Genomic DNA, 23,718 nt, shown 5'->3' with positions numbered 1-23,718 from the left:
AACGCACCGCGCAGCTGATGACTGCGGCGGGAAAGCGGTGACCGTGATAGAGCGAGTTCGTCTTTTTCATCGCGACATCTTACGCGACCGCCACGGTAACGTGACAACGCCGGGCAGACGGTTGACTTCCTGCTCAGGGCCAAACGTGACGTGGAGGCGGGGAAAGCTTCTTTCAGCAAGGCTATCAAACATCAGGGGCGGCCGCCCGAAACCATCACGCTCGATGGCTATGCCGCCTCACACCGTGCTGTGCGCGAGATGAAGGCCGACGGCCTGCTGCCGGACGATACGATGGTTCGATCTTCCAAATATCTCAACAATCTGATCGAACAGGACCATCGCCACATCAAGTCCCGCACCAACGTCATGCTCGGCTTCAAGCGTCTCAGGAACTCCGCGATCACTCTTGCAGGCATTGAGTTGATGCATCGCATTCGGAAGGGACAATTCGATCTCGCCAAACTCGACCTCAAAGATACCGCTGCGCCTGCGGTCTGGGATGCTGTCCTGTCTGCTCGATAAGGGATCCTTTTTATAGAAGTCATTTTATCCAGTCATCCTATTTGCACCAGAACCTCTTGAACTATAGAAAATAATTGACCGCAACGCTTATTTGCACCGGAGCCAATTGACCGACCTCGAGGCTTTTGTCAGGCAGTACGCCACCAAGCGCACCGCCCGCGCATGGCTGTATCGCGAGCAACTGCGAGAGATTCTCGAACGCAAGCAAATCCAGTCGTCACCGAGATGTTGCGGCAGTGGTGCACCAATGTCATGCGCTCAAAACAATGCGCCCGCGCCGTTGTCGCCGACCATCACAATTTGGCCGGGGCCGAGGATGGCCATCGGTGTATGGATGCGTCTCCACCAGTTGGTGTGCGGTTTAGTGTCGTGTTGAGCGATTGTGCCCAAAGCACCCGTGCTATCGCCTACATGGGCGTCATCGAGCACGGCGCTGCAAGGCGGTGTAGCGCGAGAAGGTGTAGCCATTTGTTTTCTTCTGGGCTGCGTTGCAGAAACCACTTTCAAAAGAGCCATAAGGCCATTCTTCCAGAGGGGGCACACGCTACGCATCGTGCAACAACGTGATGCCGATGAATTCCGTCACTGTCCGGCATGGCGGCTCCTTATCGGCGTCTGGCACGCACGTGTTAGTCCACGCGCCCGCCCACATGCAGTGGGTAACGGGGCTCACAAGGCATGCGGGTTGAAGCGGGAGAAATCGAGCTTGCCAGCAACGAGAAAGAGGACCGTGTGCATCGTCGCGAAGCGCGTGTAGCCGCGAGCTTTTCGCTTGGCCGCTTGAAACAAGCCGTTGAATGCTTCGATGAAGCCGTTGGTCTGGCGGGTCTGATACCAGGCGACGATGCCGTCGAAGTGCCGACGAATCAGGCGCGCGACCTCCTTCATCGGCTCGAGAGATCACGATGAAGGAAGTGGCATATTCGGCTGGATCAGGCGGCAGGTCATGAAGCGCGCAGGTGCCGGTGTGCCGAGCCCCGATTGCGTCGTACTCTTGCGCAATGCGAAAGGCGGCGTCGCCCAGACTCACACTGTGTTTCTGCGTGGCCTGCACTCGCCGTTCGGTATGCCGCTCACTGGCAATCAATTCTATGTCACCGATACTGACGCTCTGCTGCGTTTCGACTATGTGACAGGCGCTACCAGAATTGCAAGCTCCGGTGTCAAGGTTGCCGACTTAGCGGCCGGGCCGATCAACCATCACTGGACAAAAATATCCTGGCTAATAGCTCCGGCAAGCATCTGTACATCACGGTGGGATCGAACGACTCTGTCGAGTTGGCGGGCATAGACTATCTGTGTCGCGCAAGAGTAGTTGTCCTTATCAGATGATTTCCTCGACTGCGGCAGAGACACTCCAAGCATGCCATGCGACGAAGCGTTCTGTGATTACGGCACGATGACAGGCCGCGTTCATCCGATGTCTGGGCAGCAACTCCCCACCAACCTGACAGCGCCGTTGAACGGACACCCCACATTCAGATGTTACGATTTCCTCAACAACCTCGTCGAGCAGGACCATCGGGCGCCTAAGCGACGCCCGCGATCCATGCTGGGATTCAAGACATTCCGCTGCGCCCGGATCCTGCTGGGCGGCATCGAAGTAATGCGCATGATCGCCAAAGCACAGATGAAGTGTGCTCGCGGAACCCATCTGTCCACCGCCGATCAATTTTACGACCTCGCAATATAAGCGGTACTATATATATCGATCTCCGTTCACCCCCGCATTCCTTACTGCGTCAAGACCAGATATCGCCTATGCGTGCGGCATGAGCCTCGCCCACCATGCCGCAATGATTGAGGTGATGACGGGCGAGCTTTCGGATCACTGAGATGCGATCCCGGCCGGCTCAATCTTGTGTGGCGAGATGCGGTCCCAGTAACGACAGGTCAGGCGCCCCAAGGCGATCATGGGCCGTCTGTAGCTGATGCCAGTATGGATAGAGCAGGGGCGGCGCGCTCACCGTGTCGAGCAGCTCGCGCTGCTGGGCGGTCAGCGTGAGATTCGCGGCGCCGAGATTGTCGAGCAACTGCGTTTTGTTACGTCCGCCAATGATGACCGAGGTGACGGCGGGGCGTCCGAGCGTCCACGCAAGCGCGACCTGCGCAGCCGAGACATTGTGCTCGCCGGCAATCTCGACCAGAGTGTCGACAATCGACCACAGTCGCTCCGCGTCGCGAATCGGCGGCTCGGTCCAGCCGGCGAGCTGGCGCGTTCCTTCAGGCGACGTGTCGCGGCGGTGCTTGCCGGAGAGTAGGCCACCTGCCAGCGGGCTCCAGACCAGAATGCCGAGCCCTTGATCGAGCGCGATCGGCGCGAGTTCGTATTCCGCTTCGCGTGCTTCGAGCGTGTAGTGAATCTGTTGGCTCACAAAACGCGGCAGACGATCGCGTTCGCTCACGTGCAACGCCTTCATCAAATGCCAGCCGGAGTAGTTCGAGCAACCGACATACCGGATCTTGCCGTGCCGAACCAGCAGATCGAGCGCTTCAAGCGTTTCTTCCAGCGGCGTGAGCCCGTCCCATTCGTGCACCTGATAGAGGTCGATCACATCAGTCTTGAGGCGCCGCAGGCTCGCTTCGCAGGCCTCTATCAAATGATGCCGCGACAGACCGCGATCGTTCGGACCGTCGCCCATCGAGAAGCGGGCCTTCGTGGCGATCAGCACGCCGCCTTTGCGTTTGCCGCCGAGCGCTTCGCCGACGATTTCCTCCGACGCGCCATTGGAATAGACATCTGCCGTATCGATCAGGTTGACGCCCGCGTCGATGCACATGTCGATCTGCCTGCGCGCATCCTCGAGGCCAACCTCGCCGACGCTCGCGAATTTGCCCTTGCCGCCCATCGTCATTGTGCCTAGCGTGATGGTGGACACCTTGAGGCCCGAACGACCCAGTTGACGGTATTCCATGATGAAGCAATCTCCATAAATATTGCCCAGAATCACGGCCGCGGTGTGGTTGTTAAGTCCTCCACTGCGCGAGCACTTCGTGCCCGGTGATTCTCTGACGCTCCAAAGCAGTCGACAATATCGAAGATCGACTTAACATTCCAATAGAAAGATATGATCCAATTGTGCGGTTTTCGTGATTAATCGCCTTTGGTGAGAAGGGTGCTAACGTGGACTTGAAGCAGCTGGAGCATTTCGTAGCGGTCGCAGAAGAGCGGCATTTCACGCGCGCGGCGCGGCGACTTAACCTCGTTCAGTCCGGCTTGTCGGCATCGATCCGCTTACTGGAGGACGAACTGGGCGGACCGTTGTTCATCCGCAGCACGCGGCGAGTCGACTTCACTCCTGCCGGCGAAGTGCTGTTCGCGCAAGCGCGGCGGGTGCTCGCGGCTGCGCGCGACGCGCGCCACGCTGTGACGCAAGTTCACGGGCTCGCACGCGGCCGGCTCAGCATTGGCTCCATTCACGGTCTCGCGCCTTTTGTCGATCTGCCTGCTACCTTGGGGCGGTTTCGGGCCGCGTTCGGCGGGATCGATATCCATCTGACACTTGATGGCTCGCGCGCGTTGATCGACGAGGTGCGGGAAGGACGTCTTGACCTTGCTTTTACCCAGCCCTCGGATTCGCCACCGGACGATCTCGGATCGCAAATGTTCGCGTGTGAGGGAATGGTCGTCGTCTGCGCGACGCATCATCGACTGGCGGGGGCTAATGGGCTCAAGCTCGCGGATCTTTGCGAAGAAACGTTCGCCGATCTGCGTCCAGAATGGAGCGTGCGACGGCTCGTCGATCGAAGCTTTGCAGCTGCCGGGCTGCAGCGCCAGATTAGCTTCGAGGTCAACGACATGCCGATGTTGCTTGAATTGGCGGCGCAGGGGCTTGCGATAACGATAGTGCCCGCATCTGTGGCCTCCGCCAGGGTGCGCGACACGCGTGGCGCGCCGGTCGCCACGGCGACTCTGCGCGAAGCCGAGGAGCCTTGCTGGGAACTCGCGGCTGTTTTCAAGGGCAGCGCCGCAGAACCGCTCGTGCCCGTCGCACGTGCTTTTCTGGATTTGCTCATATTACCCGCAGTGGCGACCTGACGCTCGACTGTATCCGGGCAATTGTTGGGAACGTTCGCAAGCTCGTTTCGGTGGAATCGGCGAGTGATGAGTCGCTCAATTGTCGGCCCGAGCGGAGTCGTCTCTGGCGGCTCGCCTATTCCGACTCCGTCATTCGCCTTGCTGGGTCAAGGGCGCCTGACGCAGTCGCACACCCCTGTTGCGGTTGATGCGCGAGCTCGCGCCGTTGACGTGTCTTGTGATCACCCTGTACGACAAACCGAATGCTCCCGCATGTCCCCATCACGAGCACGGCGACCTGATCGATGCGATCGAGGCGCATGTTGGCGCACCTGCGGCAGCGTGCATGCTGGAGCATCTCGAGCACATTGAGGCAACGCTGAACTTTGAAGTGGTGAAAGACGCGTCGCCGGATATCGAGGCGGTCTTTTCCTGAGCACGCGAGGCTCGACCTCGTGCTACGCTCAGACCCAACCGGCGCAACTGCCTGCGCGCAATGCAGTGACCTCGGGAATCCACCCCATGGACCTGGAAAACGCTCTTGGGCAGATCCAGCCCCATAGTTGCTATCTTCATGATGAACGCTCCTTTCCCGTGAAATGGGAGTAACGACGTCTTCACTCTGGCATAGGCTCGATGGCTTTGCAGAGGGAGTCATCCATCACATCAGAGCCGCTTAAGTCGCGATTGCCTTTCGACTTCAGAAACGATAGTTCAACGAAGTGAGCATATTAAGTTCGAAGCGCTTTTGGGTAATCGGGCTATTGGCCGCATCATGCTCGAGCCGCCCGAACGTCGCGGCGGCCGAGCCGTTCCAGTGCCGTGAAAAGTCGTACGTGACGATGGCGTTCATGTGGATATCGCGCACGCCGGCGCTGGTGTTATACGCCGGCAATCCGGATGCGGCGCTCTGCTGCCCGGACACACCGAAAAACGTCCGCGTGTAAGTACCGTTCGCCCATGTGAAGCCAGGGCCCACGGAGAGCAGCCAGCCGCTTACCGGCGCCGATGCCACGAAATCCGTGCTCACCGTGGTGCCTTGATGATGTCCGGCGATGTCCTGGTACAGCGCCACCGATCCGGTGAACGCCCACACCGTATAGTCGGCGAACAGTTTCAACTTCGGTCCGCCGTTCACGTCGCCGAGTCCGCGCAGATGGGGGTCGTCGGATTCCTTGCGGCTCTGGAAATCGAAACTCAATGCTGCGCCCACGTGGTAGGCCGGGTCGCGAAGTACGTTGACGCCGAGCACGTCCGGGCCTTGCGAGAAGAAGCGATCGTCGTAGGAGATGTCGAGCGCGGGGAAGGGAAAAACGCTCAACTGACGCGAGCCCGGGTACCTGGGCGTAATCACGAGGCCTGGGCCGACGCCAATCTTCCAATTGCTGTCCGCGGTTTTGCTGATGGCGTCGTTCGTGACGCTGCTTGTGTCGGTGGCGATTGCCGTCGCGGTGCCGCTCGCGGTTGCGTTCGCATTCGCGTCGTCGGCGTAAGCGGCCTGCGCCGCCCAAGCGCCGAGCGCCGCCGCGAGCAGTAGCGATGCGCGCGGCGGCTTGCCGTATTTCAACCTCGGGCGGCCTGTCATACGCGTTCCTTGCCTAGCGCCGCGAGTTGCCTCAGGCGTCGCGCGAGCGCTTTCGAGACCACCGGCTGCTTGCCGCCTTCATCGCCACCATGCGCGACTTCGCTTTCGCGCAGAAACAGCGCGGTTTCGCGCGCGACGATTTCGCGCTCGTTGTCCGACGTGATCATGTGATACGAATCATCCAGCCAGATTGTGCGCAGGAAGGCCGCGCGGATATTGCCGGCAACGAACTGGGCGTTGCGCGGGCTCGAGGTTTCGTCGTCGATCGCGTGCACGATCAGGCAATCGGTCTTGATGTCGCGTACCAGCGTGCGCACGCTGGAGGCGAGGCGGCCTGCCTGATGCAGCGCCGGTAACGAGATAGTGGACGGACCGACTTCGCTGAAGTCGTTACGCTGCATCGCGCGGGCGATTTTGGCGCGCAGCGCCTCGTTGCGCAGGCCGAACGGCGCTGCTTCGCGGTAGCGCCAGCGCTTGCGCAGGGGCGTGTAGTAGGCCCAGTTGAGCAGAAAGCGATACCACGGGATCGCCCAGCCGTCGTACGAGAGCGTGAGCGACAGCAACACGAGCGACTGGGCCTGCGGACGTCGATGCGCGAGCGCCAGCGCTAGTGCCGCGCCGATGGAAAGGCCGCAGATCGAGACGCGGGTGAAACGCGCGGCCAGCGCGTCATATTCGCGCATGGCAGCGTCGAGCCATCGCTCCATCGTGGCCTCTTTGGAACCGGCGCTATAGCCGGGCAGAAGCGGCGCGCACGCGGTGAAGCCTTCAGCGTTGAGAAAGCGCGCCAGAAAGCGCAATTCGAGCGGCGAACTGGACAGGCCGTGCAACATCAGCACGGCGTGACCGTCGCCGGCCAGAAAGAGGGCGGTCGGGTCGGCCACGGTTCAGCCTCCGATGCGCAACACGAGGAAGTCCCCCGCATGCGTGGTGAATCGCTCGCATATGCATTCGATCAGCTTCGGCGCGCCGTCGCCGCCCTCCAGATGCACGCGATGACTGCCGGGCCACAGCGCCTTGCTCAGACGCTGGATATCGTCGGGATCGACATCGGCAAAGCGCGGACCGGGTGCGATTTCGCTGGGCAGCCGCGGCAGCACGCATTGCGTCTTCAGATCGTCCACGGGTTGTAGTGCGTCGCGCTTCAACGCCTTAATGAAAATGAAGGTCTTGTGATGATGCGACAGGTGGCGCAGCAGGCGGTGCGTTTCGTCAACGGCGCGACGTGTCAGCATGCGCTCGTTATCGTGACGCAGCAGCATTTCATAACGAGACTGCGCGACCGACGCGATCAATTCCGCGCGAAACTGCGAGCGCCGCAAGCATTCGATCAGCACGATCACCAGCAGCGTTACCAAGGGATATGAAATCGCAAGGATCAGATCGGCGCGATCGAATGCGCCAATGATCCCGTACGGCGGCACGAACAGATAGTCGGCAATGCAAAGGCCGAGCAGCATGACGGTTAGCGCGGGCGCCAGTCCTAAAAAATATTGGACCAGCGACGCCGCGATAGAAAACGCGGTGCCCGGCAAAAACGGGCCAATAAGAGGCTGAAGCAACATGCGCACACCGCCGGCGATCGCCAATGCGGCACCGGCGGAGAGCCACGCGCGTGTTCCCCCTTGTGCCCAGCGACGGGCGTTCTGGACTTCCATAATCTTCTTCGTGGGAGCGGTTACGCTTCCCTATTGAGCTGGGCGCGCATTCAAACGCAGGTATCCTTCCGAGGCGCACGAATCAATTGATCAGTGGCGGCTGTACATCGCGTTCCAGTCGGTCGCGGACACGGCTAGGCGGCCTGCCTTCGACGAACCACTTGCGACACCACCGTAACCACTTGCCGCGCCGTTTTGCGCAGCCACCCTGGCTTCGGCGGCTTGGATTTCAGCCGGATAGGCGGTTTGGTCCCCTTCGCCGACGTGATAGCCAGCCTTCTCGAGCTCGACGAGCTCGGCGCGCACCTGAGCGCGGGTGACCGGTCCGTTCGATTGCTGGCCGAACGATACGGCTGGTGCGGCCAGGGTCGAAGCAAGCGCGACGGCGGAAACAAGTGTTTTGACATTCATGGTGAAACTTCCTGTATGGGTATTGCGTGCAAACCGTCTGTTGAGTTCGGAACCGCCGTCGCGGCGAGGGGCCGTGCGGGGTGCTGCGGCGGTGACAGGAGTCAGTATATACCCGCACTATCAGTTTATATAATTAATAGTGTGTAACAATCGATGTGTGCCGCGACAACACGTCGGGGGAGCGGTGTTCGCCAGCGGGTCGACGCGACCGTGTCCTACTTCAAGGAACTGCAGCAAGGCAACATCGATACTTCGCTTGGCCTGCGGCTTCACTTGTGGCGCGCGTCCGCGCTCCTGTACTCGCGCCATCCGGCGTTTGGCTGGGGCGCGGCCGTCTGCAGGAGGCGCTGAACGAGCTTGCCCAACGCGGCGACGCGCCGCGGGCGATCGTCAACGCGGGCGCACATAGTGAGTTCTTTTCGACGCTTTCCCAAATGGGAACGGTGGGCGTGGTCGCACTGCCTTCACACGCGGGGTGACAGATTTAATGTCTTCCAGGTCGACGACCGGGCGGCCAAGTCAAACGGGCCACGCATAGGTAAGAGCGCTGGGTCACGCAGGTAAGTCCGGGTCCACACCATCGCCGTTCGCCACTGACCGTGGTGGCGCGTCTCCAATCGCTGGTATCGGCTGCCCGTCGGCTCGGCGCGGGTCGAGCCCCATTTAATTGACGGAATCAAATCCGACGCCGCCGGCGGATACCAAGGCCGTGATATTTACCATGTCCTTGGTATTTATCATGGGCGTGATATCAATGGTGGGATTGTCCAAGGAGCACCCGACGTGTCACACGATGCCTTCGAAGCGGAGCGGGGGGTGGAACAGCTATTTCGCGAGAGCGGTTGGAACGTGATAGCGCGACCGCGTGGCCCTCGGTTTACGCCGGATTTACTGATTACGGCTAATGGCGTGAGCTACGTTGTTGAGATTAAAAGCAGCCCGGAGGGGCGCACTGACCGGATCATCCCCAAGCTCGCCGAGGCCATTCTCCAAGCCGAAGCGTATGCGGACGACTTCCCCGGCGCCCGTCCGCTTGCGGTTATCTGGACGCGCTCATTCAACGAGTCGTTATTCCACAGGTTACAGCGCTTTCACTCGGATTATGGACGTCGTGTGGCCATCGGCATGGTAACCGCAGCAGGCGACCGACAGTTCATCGGTGAGCCGCTCGAAATGTTGAATGACATCAGCCGTGAACAGCGTGAGACGCGGACCGTCGGAGTCAAGGTGCGTGGCGCATTAACCTTTTCTCTGATCTGAACCAGTGGATGCTAAAGGTGCTGCTCGCGCCGGATATCCCCGTGGGACTACTCACCGCTCCGCGCGCTTCGTACAGGACGATCACGGAACTTGCTGCGGCGGCCGATGTTTCGCCGATGACGGCGTCCCGCTTCGTCTCGTCTCTACGGGACGAAGGGTTCCTGGAGGCAGGGCGCACACTGCGCCTCGTCCGCAAGGCGGAGTTGAGTCGGCGCTGGAAAGCGCAATATGCATCATCGACGCCGGAAGTGCCGGTGCGCTTTCTCCTTTCCGGGAGCATTGAGTCACGCCTCGGACGCCTGTTCGGTGAACATGAAGCGTGTCTCGGCCTGTTCGAGGCGGCCGCAAAACTGAGGGTGGGGCACGTGCAAGGCGTTCCTCCATATCTTTACGTACGCAACCTCGAAAATGCGCTGCGCTGGAAGCAACTGGTTCCCGATGAAAGCATCGCACAACCTGCGTTGATAATGCGGCAGGCCCTTGCGCCTGAATCGCTGTTCCGCGGCAGGGAACAGCGCGACGGCTTATTTATTGCCGACGTCATACAGATTTGGCTTGATTCGGCCTCGCATCCTTCGCGCGGTCAGGAACAGTCGCGCTATCTGGAAAGCACCGTGCTGAAGGGAGTCATTGGCGAATCCGTATGAACGACCTCGAACCATTTGTTGCATTGGCAACTGCGCTCAAGCCGTGGCGGGCTCAGTTGGTCTTTGTCGGTGGCTGGGTCCATCGATTGCATCGCCTAGACCGTCGTGCACTCTCCAATCCAGGCTTTGCACCCATATTCACCCGTGATGCAGATGTCGCGTTTGGCGACCGCGCCAAGCTCGAGGGCGATATTTGCGAGGCGCTCTTGGCTGCGGGCTTCAGCGAGAAGTTTTATGGAGAGGACCGGCCGCCTGTTACCCAATACTCCCTCGGAAACGACCACGACGGCTTCTACGCAGAGTTCCCACCTCGTTGCGGGGCAGCGGGATGAAGCGGGACGGGCAAGCCGACGCGACTCTCCGAAAAGCTGGCATCAGCGCGCAGAAGCTGCGCAAGATCGAGCCGTTGATGCTAAGCCCCTGGGAGGTGACAATCCCAAAGGGTGTTGGTGGAGCGGACGAAGATATCCCGGGGTTGAAGGTGCCGAATCCCGTAACGTTCATCGCTCAGAAGATTCTGATTCGCGATGTCCGAAAACGCAAGGGTAAGGCATCGCAGGATATTCTCTACATTCACGATACCGTGCAAATCTTTGGCGATGAGGTCGGTAGTCTGGCCGCGCTGTGGAGCGACGACCTTGCCGCAAAGCTTTCTCTGGAAGAGCGCGCGGCGGTAATCGACGGGGTGGATCGTATCTTCTCAAGGGTCGCGGATGACTTACGTGACGCCGCGCTGATTCCGCAGGGGCGTGGACTGAATCCCGATGAGATGCGAGACGTCTGCGAAATGGTACTGAAGGAAATCTTCAAAAGTATCGCGAGACCTTAGAGGTCGGGGAAACCGAAATGTCGGCGGATACGTGCTTTGTAATCTTGAGGGCCAAATGGATATACATCTTATGCGGACCTCATCGAAACTCCGTGAGCAGGCAGCTTGTTTCTGCGTGCCGTGAGCTCGCGTTCTTCAACATGGTCAACGAACTCGGGCGCCGGCGCTCGAAAGAATGGCCAATGCACCGGCAGTTACCGATCGATCATCGGCTATCTGCCAGATGACTTTGCGCGGGTTTGAACAGACTGATCTCGCAACCGACGTCCGCGTCGTGGAACCCCAGCGTCATGCCGTGCATGCCGGCCACGGCGGCGACCAGACTGAGCCCCAGGCCGCTGCCGGGCGTACGACGGCTGGACTCGCCACGATAGAACCGGCGCAGGACGGCATCGCGCTCGAACCGTGCGATGCCCGGTCCATTGTCCTGGATCGTCACGCCAGCACCTCTTGCATCGTGCCACAGCGTGATACGCACAACTCCGCCGGGCGGCGCGAACTTGATGGCGTTTTCCACCAGATTCGCAAGCGCCTCGAACAGCAGATTCGGTTCGCCCTGGATCTCCAGCGGCCCGGACACGGTCCGCTGCAATTCGAAGGCAACCTGCTTGTCTTCCGCAGTCGGCTCGTAGAACTCGAACACATCGTCGGCGACGGCGGCCAGATTGACGCTGGTGAAGCCGGCGCGGCGCACGCCGCTTTCGATTTCCGAAATACGGAGCAGTGCGTTGAAAGTGCGTAGCAGGCCTGTAGTTTCCACGATGGTTTCATCAATCGCCGCGCGATACTCTGCCTCGGTTTTGGCGCGCCGTTGCGCACGTTCGAGTCCACCGAGCATCCGCGTGAGCGGCGTGCGCAGATCGTGCGCAATCGCATCGCACACACCTTTGACCTCGTTCATCAGGCGTTCGATTTCGTCGAGCATCCTGTTCACGACGCCGACCAGACGATCCACGTCGTCGCGTTTCGAATGCACCGGCAAACGCCTGCTGAGATTGCCGGCGACGATTTCCTCGATCGACGCGGTCACGGCATCGAGTCGCCGCATCGCCGAAATGCCAATCAGGCTCGCCCCGATCAGGCCGATCAAGAGCGTGATCATTGCCGTCGAGAGCAGCGCTTGCACCAGTTCGTCGTCGAAGTGGTCGAGTTCGAGGGTGTTCTGGCATTGCAAAGCGATGCGGCTATCGGGCACGTGCGCGGCGATGCATCGGCCGGGCGGCTGGCCCGGCAGATTTGCGAGACGCATAGAAAACGGCTTGTCAAAGACGGGGATCGCCGGCTGATCGCCCGCATAGCCGCCGGCAAGATGTTTGCCGCTGGCTTGGAACAGGCCGAACGGGCGCTGGCGTCGAGGATCGAACTGGTTCTGATGTTCGAATCGCTTGACCAGTTCTTCCGGCGCTTCGCGTTTCAACTGGGCGTGCTCCCGAATCAGCCAGTCGTCGATGCGTTCCTGTTCGAAGCCGGTGATCTCGCGGTACAGGTAACCGAACAGCAGCATTGCGATCACGCCGAACAGCACCAGAAACAGCGTGGCGAGGCGAAAGCCGGTGGTGCGGTGAAGTTCAGTCAGGCGCATGTAGCATGTACCCCGAACCACGCACGGTATCGATCATCGGAGCCGTCCCGTCCGGATCGAGCTTCTTTCTGAGACGGCTGATGTGCACGTCGATCACGTTGGTCCGCTCGTCGAGCCGGTAGTCCCACACCGCTTCGAACAGCATGGTGCGGCTCACCACCTGCCCTTCGTGCTGCATCAGGTATTCGAGCAGCCGGTACTCGCGCGGCAGCAGCGGTACCGGGCGGCCGGCGCAGGTCACTTCGCGTTTGAGCGGGTCCAGACGCAATGGGCCGACCAGGTACTCCTGCACACCGGGCGCCGCCTCGCGGCGGCGCATCAACGCATCGAGCCGCGCGGTCAGTTCGATGAACTCGAACGGCTTGGTCAGATAGTCGTCTCCGCCGGCGCGCAAACCGCGCACACGTTCGTCGACCGCGGACAGCGCGCTCAGGATCAGCACCGGCGTGAGCACACCGGCGCTGCGCAACGCCGACAGCATGCCGAGCCCTTCGAGGCCGCCCGGCAACATACGATCGAGCACAATAGCGTCATAACTGTTGGCGACCGCACGCATCAAACCGTCGCGGCCGGTGCTCGCTGTTTCGACCTTGCAGCCGTGATCGGTGAGCGCTTCAACGATCTCCGCGAGAGTCTGCTCGTCGTCCTCGACGACCAATACGTTCGACATGCCTTTTCCCAGAAATAGGAGAGCGTCGAACGTGCGCTAGCCGGCCGTTTTACACTGCGCTCATCCCACGATGTCCGTAGTATGCCGTGCGAAGCTGTACAGGCGTTTCGCGCCAACGTGAAAAAATTTTAATGTAAGCCCCAGCGCATGCGAATCCTGCTGATCGAAGACGATATGCGCGCCAGCCAGTTCCTGGCGCGTGGCCTGAGCGAGAGCGGTCTGATTGTCGACTCGGTGGCCGACGGCGCGACCGGCCTCGCCTATGCGCGCGAGGGCATCTATGACGTGATTGTGACTGATCGGCGCTTGCCGGCGCTCAACGGCCTGGTCCTCGTCCAGCAGTTGCGCGCCGGTGGGGATACGACGCCGGTGCTGATGCTGTCGGCGGTCGGTGGCCTGAACGACCGCGTGGAGGCGATTCGCGCAGGTTGCGACGACTATCTCGTGAAGCCGTATGCCTTCGTCGAGGCGCTGGCAAGAGTCGAGGCGCTCGCGCGGCGCGCGGACCGCAGCAGGATGAGCGAGCGGCTCGAATGTGCTGACCTGGCGCTCGATACGCGGGCGCGCACTGCAAGCCGCGGCGGACGCGATCTGCGCTTGCAGCATCGCGAATTCCTGTTGCTCGAATGTCTCGCGCGCCGCGAGGGGCAGGTTGTCACGCGCAGCATGTTGCTCGAAGCGGCATGGAATTACGATTTCGAGCCGCGCGGCAATATCATCGATATGCACATGCATCGGCTGCGGGCGAAGGTCGATCGTGATTTTCCCGTGGCGCTGATTCATACCGTGGTCGGCGCGGGATACGTGCTGAGCCGGGCGCCCTGACACGCGCTGCAAGCCTTGCAAGCCCCGGATCGGGCGCGCCGCCCCGGCATGTTGCGCCACATTAAATTTTTTTAATCAATGGGCGAAAGCCCCGACAGGACCCGCTGGCTAATCTGGCGACATTTCCTCGTTAGGGTTCTCCCATGTCAGGACTGTCCCGTTCGGCGCCGTTGTCGCGCACCGTGAGTCCTCCCGTGCGCCTTTCCTGCGTGCGCGCCGCCTTATGTGCGCTCGGCCTCGCGTTGCTGGCCGGGTGTTCGCTTGTGCCTGCCTGGCAACGGCCGGGCGCGCCTCTGGCGCATTCCTTCGACGGCGCGGCCGGTGGGTCGCTCGCCGCTACCGTGCCCGTCAGAAGCGGCTGGTGGCGCGAGTATCACGACCCTGCGCTCGACGCGCTGGTCGAGCGCAGCCTGCACAACAACCTCACGCTGGCGTCGGCGATTGCGAGCGTCGAACAGGCGCGCGGCAACGCCGAGAGAGCCGGCGCGTCTCAATATCCGTCGCTGTCGCTCGGCGGCACCGTCGATCGCAGCCACCAGGGGCGCGGTTCGACCACGAAGACCCAGAGCCTGTTCGCCGAAGCCAGTTACGAGGTGGACTTCTGGGGCTTCAACGCCGCCAACGCAAGCGCCGCCGACCTGCTCGCGCGCGCGTCCGGGTTCGATCGCGATACGGTGGCGCTGACGCTGACCGCATCGGTCACCGACACATATTTTCAGGTGCAGAGCCTGCGCCGCCGGCTCGCGATTGCGCGTTCCATTTCCGACGATGCCGAGCACATTCTGCAACTGCTGCTCGCGCAGCAGCAGGCGGGCGTCGCGACCGAATTGCAGGTGCAGCAGCAGCGCAACGCGCTCGCCACCTTCCAGGCGGCTGTGCCGGTGCTGCAACAGCAGCTCGATACCAACATCCATGCGCTTGCGGTGCTGGCGGGCACCGCGCCTGAACAGTTCACGGTCAGCGACGCCGCGCTCGCCGACATCCCGATTCCCCAACCGCGCCCGAATCTGCCCGCGAGCCTCCTGGAAACGCGCCCCGACATCCGGTCGAAGGAAGCGCAGTTGCAGTCGGCGAATCAGAGCGTCGGCGCGGCGCGCGCGGCCTTTCTGCCGAACATCGTGCTGACCGCAGACGGTGGTCTGAGCAGCAGGTCGCTGTCGCAGTTCCTGTCGAGTCCGTTCGCCAGTCTCGCCATGTCGCTGGCAGCGCCGATCTTCGACGGCGGCGCGCTGCGTGGCCAGTTGCACGCGAGTCAGGCGGCCGAAGCGAAGGGCGTCGCGGACTACCAGCAAGCCGTTATCACCGCGCTGCAGGACGTGGAGGACTCGCTCACGGCGGCGCAACAGCAGCAACTCGCGGAAGCCGCGGACCAGAACGCCGCCGACGCCGCCCGCAAAGCCGCCACGCTCGCACAAGCCCAGTACAGGCTCGGCACCGTTGACTTTCTAACCGTGCTCGACGCGCAACGCACGCTGTATCAGTCGGAAGACACGCTGGTGCAGGCGCGGCTCGCGCGCCTGCAAGCGTCCGTGAGCCTGTTTCGCGCGTTCGGCGGCGGCTTCGGCGTGACCGACAGCAGCACCGCTCACTCTTCTATGGCTTCCAGCTTATGAAATCCGCAGACCTTCCGAACCATGAGGCGCCGCGTGCGCGCCGTCGCGCGCCTCTTGTCGCAGCATTCGTCATCCTTTTCGTGCTTCTCGGGGCGTGGATCTGGCCGAAGCATCCGGCCGCGAAGCCGGCCGCCGCTGTGCCGGTCAATGCCGGCCATCCGGTCAACCGCGATTTCCCGATCCGCGTCGCCGCCGTTGGCACGGTTCAGGCGCTCAATACCGTGGACGTCAAAGTGCGCGTGGACGGCCAGTTGCAGCGCGTAGCGTTCACCGAAGGGCACGACGTCAAAGCCGGCCAACTGCTCGCACAACTCGATCAGGGACCGCTCACCGCCCAGTTGCATCAGGCGCAAGCGGCGCAGCGCAAAGATCAGGCATCGCTCGATAACGCGCGGCTGGATCTCGCGCGTTACTCGAAACTGGTCGGCATCGGCGCGGCGACCACTCAGGCCGTGGATACCGCGAAGGCGCAAGTCGAGGCGCTCGCCGCGACGGTCGCAGCGGACGCCGCGCTGGTGCAGAGCGACCGGCTGCAACTGAGCTTCACCACGCTCGCCGCGCCGTTCACCGGACGCGTCGGCGCGCGCGAGGCCGATATCGGCGCAATCGTGCATCCGACCGACACGACCGGCGTCGTCACCGTCACGCAGATGGAGCCGATCACCGTGCTGTTCTCCGTGCCGCAGGACGTGCTGCCCGAACTGCTCGCCAATCAGGTGAACGCGCCGCTCGCGGTGAACGTGACCACGCGTTCCGGCAGCACGCCGCTTGCCGACGGCACGCTGGTATTCATCGACAGCACGGTCGATCCCACGACCGGCCAGATCAGGCTCAAGGCTTCGTTCACCAACCAGGACCGCAAGCTGTGGCCCGGCGAACTGGTGAATGCGCGCGTGCTGGTGCGCACCGATACACAGCGGCTCGCGGTGCCGAGCCGCGCGGTGGTCAACTCGCAGAACGGCACGCAGCTATATGTGATCGCCGCGAACGGCACGGCGCAGATGCGCCCGGTGCAAACCGGGGTCACCGTCGATGGCATGACGGAGATACGCAGCGGCATCGCGCCCGCGGATCTCGTCGTGTTCGATGGCCAAAGCCGCTTGAACCCGGGTGTGCAAGTGGCGGCGACCACGGTTCCCGCCAGTTCCGAAGCGCCGCCCAACGCGAATTCGGCAGGCAGCCAGACTGATCAGGATAATCCGTCATGAGCCTCATGGAATTGTTCATCAAGCGGCGCATCGCGACCAGTTTTCTGGCGATCGCGGTGCTGCTGGTCGGCGCGGTGGCGTATTTTCTGCTGCCGGTCGCGCCGCTGCCGCAGGTCGATTTTCCGACCATCCAGGTCGTGGCGAAGTTGCCCGGCGCGAGCGCGGAAACCATGGCGACGTCGGTGGCGACGCCACTGGAGCGGCAACTTTCGCTGATTGCGGGCGTGACGCAGATGACGTCGTCGAGCTCGCTCGGCAATACCAACATTGCCGTGCAATTCGATCTCTCGCGCGACATCAACGGCGCGGCGCAGGATGTGCAGACGGCGATCAACGCAGCCGGCGGCACGTTGCCGAAGAACCTGCCGAACCCGCCGACCTACCAGAAGGTCAACCCGGCCGACTTCACGTTGCTGTCACTCGCGCTGACGTCGCCGTCGCTGACGCTCACGCAACTCGACAGCTACGCCGAAGACTATCTGGCGCAGCAGATCTCGCAGATGCCAGGTGTGGGCCTCGTCGATTTCCACGGCCAGCAGCGGCCTGCCGTGCGTATCCAGCTCGATCCTGACAAACTTACCGCGCGCGGCCTCACGCTGGAGGACGTGCGCTCGATCGTCGGTGTGCAGACGGTCAATGCACCGAAGGGCAGCCTGAACGGACCGGACCGCTCGGTGATTTTCAACGCGACCGACCAGATCACCACCGCGTCGCAGTATCGCGACCTGGTGGTCGCCTACAAGAACGGCGCGCCGATTCGCGTGTCCGATCTCGGCACCGTGCTCAACGCCGCGGAGGACAACCAGCAGGCCGCATGGCTTCAGCACGAGCGCGCGATCATCCTCGATGTTCACAAGCAGCCGGGCTATAACGTCGTGCAGACGATCGCCAACATCAAGGCGAAGCTGCCCGCGCTCGAAGCGATGCTGCCCGCGGCCGCGCATCTGCATGTGGTGGGCGATCGCACGCAAACCATCAACGCGTCGGTGCACGACGTGCAGTTCACGCTGATGCTGACGATAGCGCTCGTCGTCATGGTGATCTTCTCGTTCCTGCGCAACGTATGGGCGACCATCATTCCGAGCCTGACGATTCCGCTGTCGCTGGTCGCCACGTTCGGCGTCATGTATCTGCTCGGCTATAGCCTCGACAATCTGTCGCTGATGGGCTTGACCATCGCGGTAGGCTTCGTGGTGGACGATGCGATCGTCGTGATCGAAAACGTCATGCGACATATCGAAGAGGGCGTGCCGAGAATGAAGGCCGCCTTGCTTGGCGCGATGGAAGTGCGCTTCACGATCATTTCGATGACCATCTCGCTGATCGCCGTGTTCATCCCGATCCTGCTGATGGGCGGTATCGTCGGCCGGCTGTTCCGCGAGTTCGCGGTGACGGTGAGCGCGGCGATCGTGATGTCGGCGCTGGTATCGCTGACCGTTACGCCGATGCTGTGCGGCTGGCTGATCCGTTTGCCCGAGCCGGGTGGCGGCGGCCGGATGCGAAGGCTCGAAGCATGGCTCGAAGCCGTCTTTAGCGCAGTAGAGCGGCGCTACGAGCGGGGCCTCGATTGGGTGCTGGACCGCCAGAAGCTGATGCTGGCTGTCACGGTGGCGACGATTGTCGCGACCGGCGCGTTGTTCGTCACGATCCCCAAGGGATTTTTCCCGCAGGAGGACTCCGGTCTGATCATGGGCGTCGCCCAGGCCGCGCCGGATATTTCCCCCCGCTCGATGTCGCAGAAGATGCAGCAGGTGGGCCATATCATCGAGGCCGACCCCGCCGTCGACAACGTTTACTACTGGATGGGCGCGAATCCGACCGTGAGTCAGGGCCGCGTCATGATCAACCTGAAGGCGTTTGGTGAACGCAAGGATAGCGCCGCGCAAGTGCTCATTCGTCTGAAGCCGCAGTTAGCGAAGGTCATGGGCATCTCGTTGTCGATGCAGGTCCGGCAGGATATTCAGGTGGGCGGCCGCATCAGCGCCGCGCAGTATCAGTACACGTTGCAGGACCCTGACATCAACGAACTGAATCACTGGGCGGGCGTACTGACCGATCGCCTGTCGAAGCTGCCGCAACTGGCCGACGTCACGTCCGACCAGCAGGCCGCCGCTACCAGCGCGACACTCGTGATCGATCGCAGCACCGCTTCGCGTTTCGGCATCACGGCGCAAGCGATCGACGACACGCTTTACGATGCATTCGGCCAGCGACAGATCGCGACGCTCTTCACGCAGCTGAATCAGTACCACGTGGTCGAGGAAGTCGATCCCCACTTCCAGTTGACGACCGACGCACTCGCGCATCTCTACGTGCGTTCGCCGCTCACCAACGAACTGGTGCCGCTCGACACGCTCGCCAGGATCGAGAATAACGTGTCGCCCATCTCGGTGAATCACCAGGGCTTGTTCCCGGCCGTGACGATCTCGTTCAACCTGGCGGCGGGCCAGTCGCTCGGCAATGCGGTGACGGCGATTCACCAGACCGAGGTCGCAGCAGGCAAACCCGATAGTTTGACGGGTTCGTTCCAGGGCACCGCGCAAGCGTTCCAGGCGTCGCTCGCCAGCGAACCGTATCTGATCGCCGCGGCGCTGGTGGTGGTGTATCTGATTCTCGGCATCTTGTACGAAAGCGCGATTCACCCGCTCACCATCATTTCGACCCTGCCCTCGGCTGGCGTGGGCGCCTTGCTTGCGTTGATGCTGTGCGGTCAGGATCTGTCGATCATGGGAATGATCGGGATCATCTTGCTGATTGGCATCGTCAAGAAGAACGCAATCATGATGATCGACTTCGCGCTGGTGGCCGAGCGCGAGCAAGGTCTGTCGCCGCGCGATGCGATCCGGCAGGCCTGTGTGCTGCGGTTCCGTCCGATCATGATGACGACGCTCGCCGCGCTGTTCGGCGCGCTGCCGCTTGCGCTCGGGCATGGCGCGGGTGCCGAATTGCGCGTGCCGCTCGGCATAGCGATTGTCGGCGGACTGATTGTTTCGCAAATGCTGACGTTGTTCACGACGCCGGTCGTGCACCTGTGGTTTGACCGTCTGTCGCATTGGCTCGCTGATCGGCGCGCGACGGGCAGTGTGGTCGAGCGGCAGACCATCGGTTGACTGCCTTCAGCCTGCCTGAGGCTTTTCTTCTTTGTCACCACGGCCGCCGCCGATCCAGCGCGGCGGCCGTGCGCTAGTTTCCTGAGCTAACGATCAGTACACTTTTGCCGCAGCTTCCCACGCTGGAAGCCGTTACGCCTGATATCTCCGCAACATGCTTCCTGTGCGGTCTGAACCGAGCTTTCCGCAGCCTATGCGGGCGCGCCGCGCCCGTTGTGCCGCGTATGCTCACGGAATGCGACTCCGGCGGCCCGGTTGAATCCCATCTTCAACAGCTGTGTGCGTTTGAGTGCAAGGGGGCATTTCGCCCCCAGTGGCGTTCAACGTCTTTCTTCTACGAGCGGCCGCTTGACCACCGCGGAGCGGACATTGTCCACAACGGCGCGACGGGCAGTTGCGGGTCAATTTGGTGCGTTCACCGTCGGCCCGCGTTTGTTAACGTTGTTCGACGCCTGCCCATGTCTGCCGCCGCGTGAGTACACGACGACGCATGCGGGCAGGCGTTGGACAACGCTTAACACATGTGGACACCGGTCTGCGCCCGCACACAGTCCTTCGAGCGTCGGCTCCACCCTTGGCAACGGACCTTCGCATGTCGAGCGTACCGTCGCGCCACCGGCGATCGAGGCACGAAAAGGTCGCATGGCGGTGCCTGCCTCCGTAACGTGCCAGAGTTGCGCATGCGCTGCGAACGCTTCACTGTGGCAAGGTAGAGGGCCATACGGCCCTCAAGGATACCAGCGCGTATGCGTCACGGCCCAAGACAGCGCGTCGTGTCGTTGCACGAGGTGCGGTCCGACTAGTGCAACTGCCCAGCCAGTCGGCCCGCTGGAAGCGGGGCTGCGTCAGCGCATGTTGACAGTTCCTGATGGAAGTTCTCGGCTGCCAGTCCGCGCGCAATCAGGTCCTGCCGTAACGCACGACCGAAGCCCGCGGGCCCGCAGAACCAGACATCCCCGGACAGCCATTCGGGCACGATCTCGCGGAGGCGCTTCGCGGTTAGCCGGTTGTCCTTGCCGCTCACCAGTACGTGAAGGCGCACGTTCGCACGCGTTGCAAGTTGCCTTGCCGCGCCGATGAACTCCTGGTCCGGCGCATTGGTACTGTAGAAAAGATCGACGGAGCGATCATCCGGATGGCGCACTCGCGCCTGCATCCGCGCCAGGAAAGGCGTGATGCCGATGCCGCCGGCAATCCAGATCTGTCTCGGCTTGTCGCTACGAAAGTCGAAGGCACCGTAGGGTCCCTCAACCGTGACCAGATCGCCGGGCTTTAGGGTTTCCGGCAATCTCTCCGTGTAATCGCCCATGCCCTTGATATGAAAACGTAGCTTGCCGTCATCGTGCCATGCGGAAGAAATCGTGAACGGATGCGGACCTTCGGCCGGATCGAAGGTGACAAAGGCGAACTGCCCGGCAGCATGACCGAACCAGCGGTCCTTCAGGTTGATGACTATAACCAGCACCCGATTGTCCCGGTGATGTCTGAGGCTCGCGATCACCCCGACCGCTCGCCGCGTGTGTCCCACGCGGCGCACCAGTGAGACGGCGGCGGCCAGCGTGGCCACGAGCATCAGCAGCCCCATTACCGGGGCGATCGCAGCGTTCCAGTAAGCGGGTTTCATCAGTACCACGGAATGAACCGCCGTCGCCAGATACTGCCAGCAGCCGATGGGTCTTGAAGAAGTAGCGATAGGGGAAGCGCCTCAGCAAGGCGACGATGATGAGCGCCACTGCCGCATAGAACGCCCATTCGCCGATGCTTCTGGCGAGACCGCGCTGACTGCTCAGCATTTGGGCGATGGCTGACAGCGTTTCGCCCGACGACAAGTCCAGCTTGCGCGATGGCCTCTGCATCCAGCCTAGGCCGATCAGCCAGCTGGGTGCCTTGACCCACAGCCAGTGGAGAGTGGAAAGCACCAGCGCGCTGACACCCAACCATTTATGCAGGCGGTACGACTTGTCGAGGCCGCCGAGAAACGGCTCCACACTGGTCGGCCGGATCGACAGAAACATGCCGGCACTCATGCATTCGATCGTGAGAATGCCGGTGAAATTGATCATCGACAGCTGAAAGGCGCGGAATTCGTACGGCGCGCTCAATACACCATCGGCAAATAGCCAGAGCAAGGCCATGCCGGTTACCAGCGTCAGATAGGCCAGCCTGATGTTCTTCATGATGTCGATTCGTAGTACCGAGCGGGCGTTCCGCTAGTCCCACCGGCAGACCGAGAACGAGAGCTGGCTCGCCTCTGGAGTGCGGACCGGTCAGGCGCGTCATTTTAAGGGTTCGGACACCAAGGTTCGGAAGCTGGAATCCTGGCACGGGTCGGAAACGAAAAAGTGTATGGACTTTTTCGAACCGGGTCGCGGGCGTTTGCCGACGGCCCGGCTACGAGGCACCATCGCGACGACTCATCCGATAAACAGCTGCCTTCGCGCATCGGCATGCGAAGAAAGGGGGCGTGCCTGACTTTGGAAGACCGCTTGCGCAGCCGCTACGCGAGTGTGTCGCACTGGATCAGCGTGCGGCATGTACCAGCACGGCGCGAGCGAATCTCATGACGTGCTCGCCTGCAAGCATACCCAGTAGTCCGACAAGCGCGATCGTCGGCGGAGCAGGAGATTTGACGTCGGCGACGCCATAAATGAGGCCCACCACGACGCCAAGAGCGAGAGAGAGCAGATAGGGTTTCATCGTTGATCGCTGGATGACGAGGCGCCGTGGCCGGCTTTGGTGCGGGGTGTGCCGATCACAGATTGATCACGACGCGGCCCGGCGTGCCAGCCGCGACTGCCCGGTAGGCCTCCTGGCCTCGCTGCAAATCGAAGCGCTCGGCGATCACGGGCGGCTTGAGCTTGCCGCTTTCGAATCCCTCGGCCAGCGCTGTCAAAAGTCTTGCCGATTCCACGACGCCGAGCGTTGCGCTATTCGTGCCGAACAACTGCGTGTCGTTGCGATAAAAATCGATTAGGTCGAACTCGACACGGCGTTTGCCGGTCGCGCTGATCTCGACGACGCGGCCGCGTCGTTTGGGCAAGCCGAGCGCGGTTTCGAACGCGACGCCGCCGACGGCGTCATAGACGACGTCAACGCCGCCCGTCAGTGTGCGCACCCGCTGGATGGTGTTTTCATCAAACGGCACGTAATCGTCGATCAGCAAGCTGGCCGGCGATGCCGATGACGCGGCAGCCGCGCGCCTTCGCGATCTGCGTTACCGCCCCACCGACGCCGCCGCCGGCACCGATCACTGCGATGGTCTCGCCTTCGGCGAGTTGGGCGCAATCGACCGTGCCCAACCACGCGACCACAAAGTTCACGCCGATGGCTGACGCCTGTTCGTGGCTCAGCGCCTTCGGCTTGCGGGCCAGCGCCGCAACCGGCACCTTGATGAATTCCGCATGGGTACCGTCGCGCGTGAAGCCAATATCGCCGCCGGTTCCCCATACCTCGGCGCGGATCCACTGAGCGGGGCCATCGACCACCACGCCGCTGAAGTCGCGACCGGGAATACGTGGCGGCTCGGTGTGATCGAAACTCCCGGACACGTTTTTCACGTCGCTCGGATTCACCGAGGCGCTGCTGATCTGGACGATAGCGCTGTCGCTATCGCATTCCGGCATGGGCAGGTCGAGGTACTCGAGCACTTCCGGGGCCCCAAACGACTTGAATTGCAGGGCTTTCATCTGATTCACTCCTTGACGGTGAGTTCGGCTGCGAGGGGCAGCGTATGACCGGAGTGTAGGGGCAAGCCGAGGCGGCGTTCAGACAGAGGCTTTC

Annotated in this window: 20 protein-coding genes and 9 pseudogenes; 14 read left to right on the top strand and 15 right to left on the bottom strand. The window is 62.0% G+C overall.

What is annotated here, in order from left to right:
• A pseudogene (locus JMY24_RS39915) lies at positions 1–70 on the bottom strand (IS6 family transposase); the annotation flags it as partial.
• A gap of 32 nt (positions 71–102) precedes the next feature.
• Here JMY24_RS39915 and JMY24_RS35795 point away from each other — a divergent pair.
• A pseudogene (locus JMY24_RS35795) lies at positions 103–522 on the top strand (DDE-type integrase/transposase/recombinase); the annotation flags it as partial.
• Between the two features lie 139 nt (positions 523–661).
• Positions 662–786 (top strand): annotated as a pseudogene (locus JMY24_RS39790) (ISL3 family transposase); the annotation flags it as partial.
• 3 nt (positions 787–789) lie between these two features.
• Here the strand turns inward: JMY24_RS39790 and JMY24_RS35785 are convergent.
• Together JMY24_RS35785 and JMY24_RS35780 are read right to left on the bottom strand one after the other, a co-directional pair.
• Positions 790–990: pseudogene (locus JMY24_RS35785) on the bottom strand (manganese transporter); the annotation flags it as partial.
• Between the two features lie 201 nt (positions 991–1,191).
• A pseudogene (locus JMY24_RS35780) lies at positions 1,192–1,419 on the bottom strand (transposase); the annotation flags it as partial.
• A gap of 4 nt (positions 1,420–1,423) precedes the next feature.
• Here JMY24_RS35780 and JMY24_RS38930 point away from each other — a divergent pair.
• Both JMY24_RS38930 and JMY24_RS35775 read left to right on the top strand, forming a co-directional pair.
• Positions 1,424–1,815 (top strand): annotated as a pseudogene (locus JMY24_RS38930) (sorbosone dehydrogenase family protein); the annotation flags it as partial.
• A 199-nt stretch (positions 1,816–2,014) separates the two neighbouring features.
• Positions 2,015–2,215: pseudogene (locus JMY24_RS35775) on the top strand (DDE-type integrase/transposase/recombinase); the annotation flags it as partial.
• A 160-nt stretch (positions 2,216–2,375) separates the two neighbouring features.
• Here the strand turns inward: JMY24_RS35775 and JMY24_RS35770 are convergent.
• Positions 2,376–3,437, bottom strand: coding sequence for an aldo/keto reductase (locus JMY24_RS35770; protein ID WP_128596855.1), 1,062 nt, complete (start codon positions 3,435–3,437; stop codon positions 2,376–2,378).
• 209 nt (positions 3,438–3,646) lie between these two features.
• Here JMY24_RS35770 and JMY24_RS35765 point away from each other — a divergent pair, with 209 nt between their 5' ends.
• Positions 3,647–4,561: a LysR family transcriptional regulator gene (locus JMY24_RS35765; RefSeq protein WP_128596854.1), complete on the top strand. Its 915-nt coding sequence runs from the start codon at positions 3,647–3,649 to the stop codon at positions 4,559–4,561.
• A 217-nt stretch (positions 4,562–4,778) separates the two neighbouring features.
• Complete coding sequence (locus tag JMY24_RS35760; RefSeq protein ID WP_236597707.1) at positions 4,779–4,976, top strand: GntR family transcriptional regulator; 198 nt, start codon at positions 4,779–4,781, stop codon at positions 4,974–4,976.
• Between the two features lie 38 nt (positions 4,977–5,014).
• Here JMY24_RS35760 and JMY24_RS38925 read toward each other — a convergent pair.
• The 5 genes and pseudogenes from JMY24_RS38925 to JMY24_RS35740 all read right to left on the bottom strand — a co-directional run.
• A pseudogene (locus JMY24_RS38925) lies at positions 5,015–5,116 on the bottom strand (IS110 family transposase); the annotation flags it as partial.
• Between the two features lie 124 nt (positions 5,117–5,240).
• The gene (locus tag JMY24_RS35755) at positions 5,241–6,125 is read right to left on the bottom strand and encodes a MipA/OmpV family protein (RefSeq protein WP_236597703.1); all 885 of its coding nucleotides are present in this window, start codon (positions 6,123–6,125) and stop codon (positions 5,241–5,243) included.
• On the bottom strand, positions 6,122–6,958 hold the full coding sequence (locus JMY24_RS35750; RefSeq protein WP_128596856.1) for an alpha/beta hydrolase: 837 nt from the start codon (positions 6,956–6,958) through the stop codon (positions 6,122–6,124). Before JMY24_RS35750 ends, JMY24_RS35755 begins: the two co-directional genes overlap by 4 nt.
• Before the next feature lie 54 nt (positions 6,959–7,012).
• Positions 7,013–7,783 (bottom strand): DUF4118 domain-containing protein, encoded by a 771-nt coding sequence (locus JMY24_RS35745; RefSeq protein ID WP_201703889.1) that lies wholly within the window; start codon positions 7,781–7,783, stop codon positions 7,013–7,015.
• 90 nt (positions 7,784–7,873) lie between these two features.
• The gene (locus tag JMY24_RS35740) at positions 7,874–8,194 is read right to left on the bottom strand and encodes a DUF4148 domain-containing protein (RefSeq protein ID WP_128596853.1); all 321 of its coding nucleotides are present in this window, start codon (positions 8,192–8,194) and stop codon (positions 7,874–7,876) included.
• A gap of 783 nt (positions 8,195–8,977) precedes the next feature.
• Between JMY24_RS35740 and JMY24_RS35735 the strand changes: the two genes are divergently transcribed.
• The 4 genes from JMY24_RS35735 to JMY24_RS38915 are packed head-to-tail and all read left to right on the top strand — an operon-like array spanning position 8,978 to position 10,930.
• The gene (locus tag JMY24_RS35735) at positions 8,978–9,454 is read left to right on the top strand and encodes a PDDEXK family nuclease (RefSeq protein WP_201703887.1); all 477 of its coding nucleotides are present in this window, start codon (positions 8,978–8,980) and stop codon (positions 9,452–9,454) included.
• 8 nt (positions 9,455–9,462) lie between these two features.
• A complete protein-coding gene (locus JMY24_RS35730) occupies positions 9,463–10,101 on the top strand; it encodes a hypothetical protein (protein WP_128596851.1) in 639 nt (212 codons plus the stop codon).
• Positions 10,098–10,433 carry a hypothetical protein gene (locus JMY24_RS38920; RefSeq protein ID WP_236597702.1) on the top strand — a complete coding sequence of 112 codons (336 nt, stop codon included), beginning with the start codon at positions 10,098–10,100 and terminating at the stop codon, positions 10,431–10,433. The genes JMY24_RS35730 and JMY24_RS38920 overlap by 4 nt, the downstream gene beginning before the upstream one ends.
• Positions 10,430–10,930: a GSU2403 family nucleotidyltransferase fold protein gene (locus JMY24_RS38915; RefSeq protein ID WP_236597701.1), complete on the top strand. Its 501-nt coding sequence runs from the start codon at positions 10,430–10,432 to the stop codon at positions 10,928–10,930. The genes JMY24_RS38920 and JMY24_RS38915 overlap by 4 nt, the downstream gene beginning before the upstream one ends.
• Before the next feature lie 205 nt (positions 10,931–11,135).
• On the opposite strand, the gene JMY24_RS35720 is transcribed toward JMY24_RS38915, so the two are convergent.
• The gene (locus JMY24_RS35720; protein WP_128596850.1) at positions 11,136–12,512 is read right to left on the bottom strand and encodes a sensor histidine kinase; all 1,377 of its coding nucleotides are present in this window, start codon (positions 12,510–12,512) and stop codon (positions 11,136–11,138) included.
• Complete coding sequence (locus JMY24_RS35715) at positions 12,499–13,182, bottom strand: response regulator transcription factor (RefSeq protein ID WP_128596849.1); 684 nt, start codon at positions 13,180–13,182, stop codon at positions 12,499–12,501. The genes JMY24_RS35720 and JMY24_RS35715 overlap by 14 nt, the downstream gene beginning before the upstream one ends.
• Before the next feature lie 147 nt (positions 13,183–13,329).
• Between JMY24_RS35715 and JMY24_RS35710 the strand changes: the two genes are divergently transcribed.
• From JMY24_RS35710 to JMY24_RS35695, 4 genes are all read left to right on the top strand, one after another.
• Positions 13,330–14,007, top strand: coding sequence for a response regulator transcription factor (locus tag JMY24_RS35710; protein ID WP_128596848.1), 678 nt, complete (start codon positions 13,330–13,332; stop codon positions 14,005–14,007).
• A 143-nt stretch (positions 14,008–14,150) separates the two neighbouring features.
• Positions 14,151–15,620 (top strand): efflux transporter outer membrane subunit, encoded by a 1,470-nt coding sequence (locus JMY24_RS35705; protein ID WP_128596847.1) that lies wholly within the window; start codon positions 14,151–14,153, stop codon positions 15,618–15,620.
• Positions 15,617–16,828 carry an efflux RND transporter periplasmic adaptor subunit gene (locus tag JMY24_RS35700; protein ID WP_128596846.1) on the top strand — a complete coding sequence of 404 codons (1,212 nt, stop codon included), beginning with the start codon at positions 15,617–15,619 and terminating at the stop codon, positions 16,826–16,828. The genes JMY24_RS35705 and JMY24_RS35700 overlap by 4 nt, the downstream gene beginning before the upstream one ends.
• Entirely contained in the window at positions 16,825–19,938 is a 3,114-nt protein-coding gene (locus JMY24_RS35695) for an efflux RND transporter permease subunit (protein WP_128596845.1), read from the top strand. Before JMY24_RS35700 ends, JMY24_RS35695 begins: the two co-directional genes overlap by 4 nt.
• 799 nt (positions 19,939–20,737) lie before the next feature.
• Here the strand turns inward: JMY24_RS35695 and JMY24_RS38910 are convergent.
• The 4 genes and pseudogenes from JMY24_RS38910 to JMY24_RS35680 all read right to left on the bottom strand — a co-directional run bounded on the left by JMY24_RS38910 (position 20,738) and on the right by JMY24_RS35680 (position 23,624).
• Positions 20,738–21,382: an FAD-binding oxidoreductase gene (locus JMY24_RS38910; RefSeq protein WP_236597706.1), complete on the bottom strand. Its 645-nt coding sequence runs from the start codon at positions 21,380–21,382 to the stop codon at positions 20,738–20,740.
• Complete coding sequence (locus JMY24_RS38905; RefSeq protein WP_236597700.1) at positions 21,276–22,115, bottom strand: ferric reductase-like transmembrane domain-containing protein; 840 nt, start codon at positions 22,113–22,115, stop codon at positions 21,276–21,278. The genes JMY24_RS38910 and JMY24_RS38905 overlap by 107 nt, the downstream gene beginning before the upstream one ends.
• Before the next feature lie 343 nt (positions 22,116–22,458).
• Entirely contained in the window at positions 22,459–22,635 is a 177-nt protein-coding gene (locus JMY24_RS35685) for a DUF1427 family protein (RefSeq protein WP_128596844.1), read from the bottom strand.
• Between the two features lie 55 nt (positions 22,636–22,690).
• A pseudogene (locus tag JMY24_RS35680) lies at positions 22,691–23,624 on the bottom strand (quinone oxidoreductase family protein).
• Between the last annotated feature and the right edge of the window lie 94 nt (positions 23,625–23,718).

Origin of the sequence: Paraburkholderia kirstenboschensis, assembly GCF_904848585.1 — a bacterium.
In the GTDB taxonomy this organism is placed as follows: domain Bacteria; phylum Pseudomonadota; class Gammaproteobacteria; order Burkholderiales; family Burkholderiaceae; genus Paraburkholderia; species Paraburkholderia kirstenboschensis.
The sequence above is the reverse complement of the archived record's forward strand: the minus strand, read 5'-3'. Positions and strand labels throughout refer to the sequence as shown.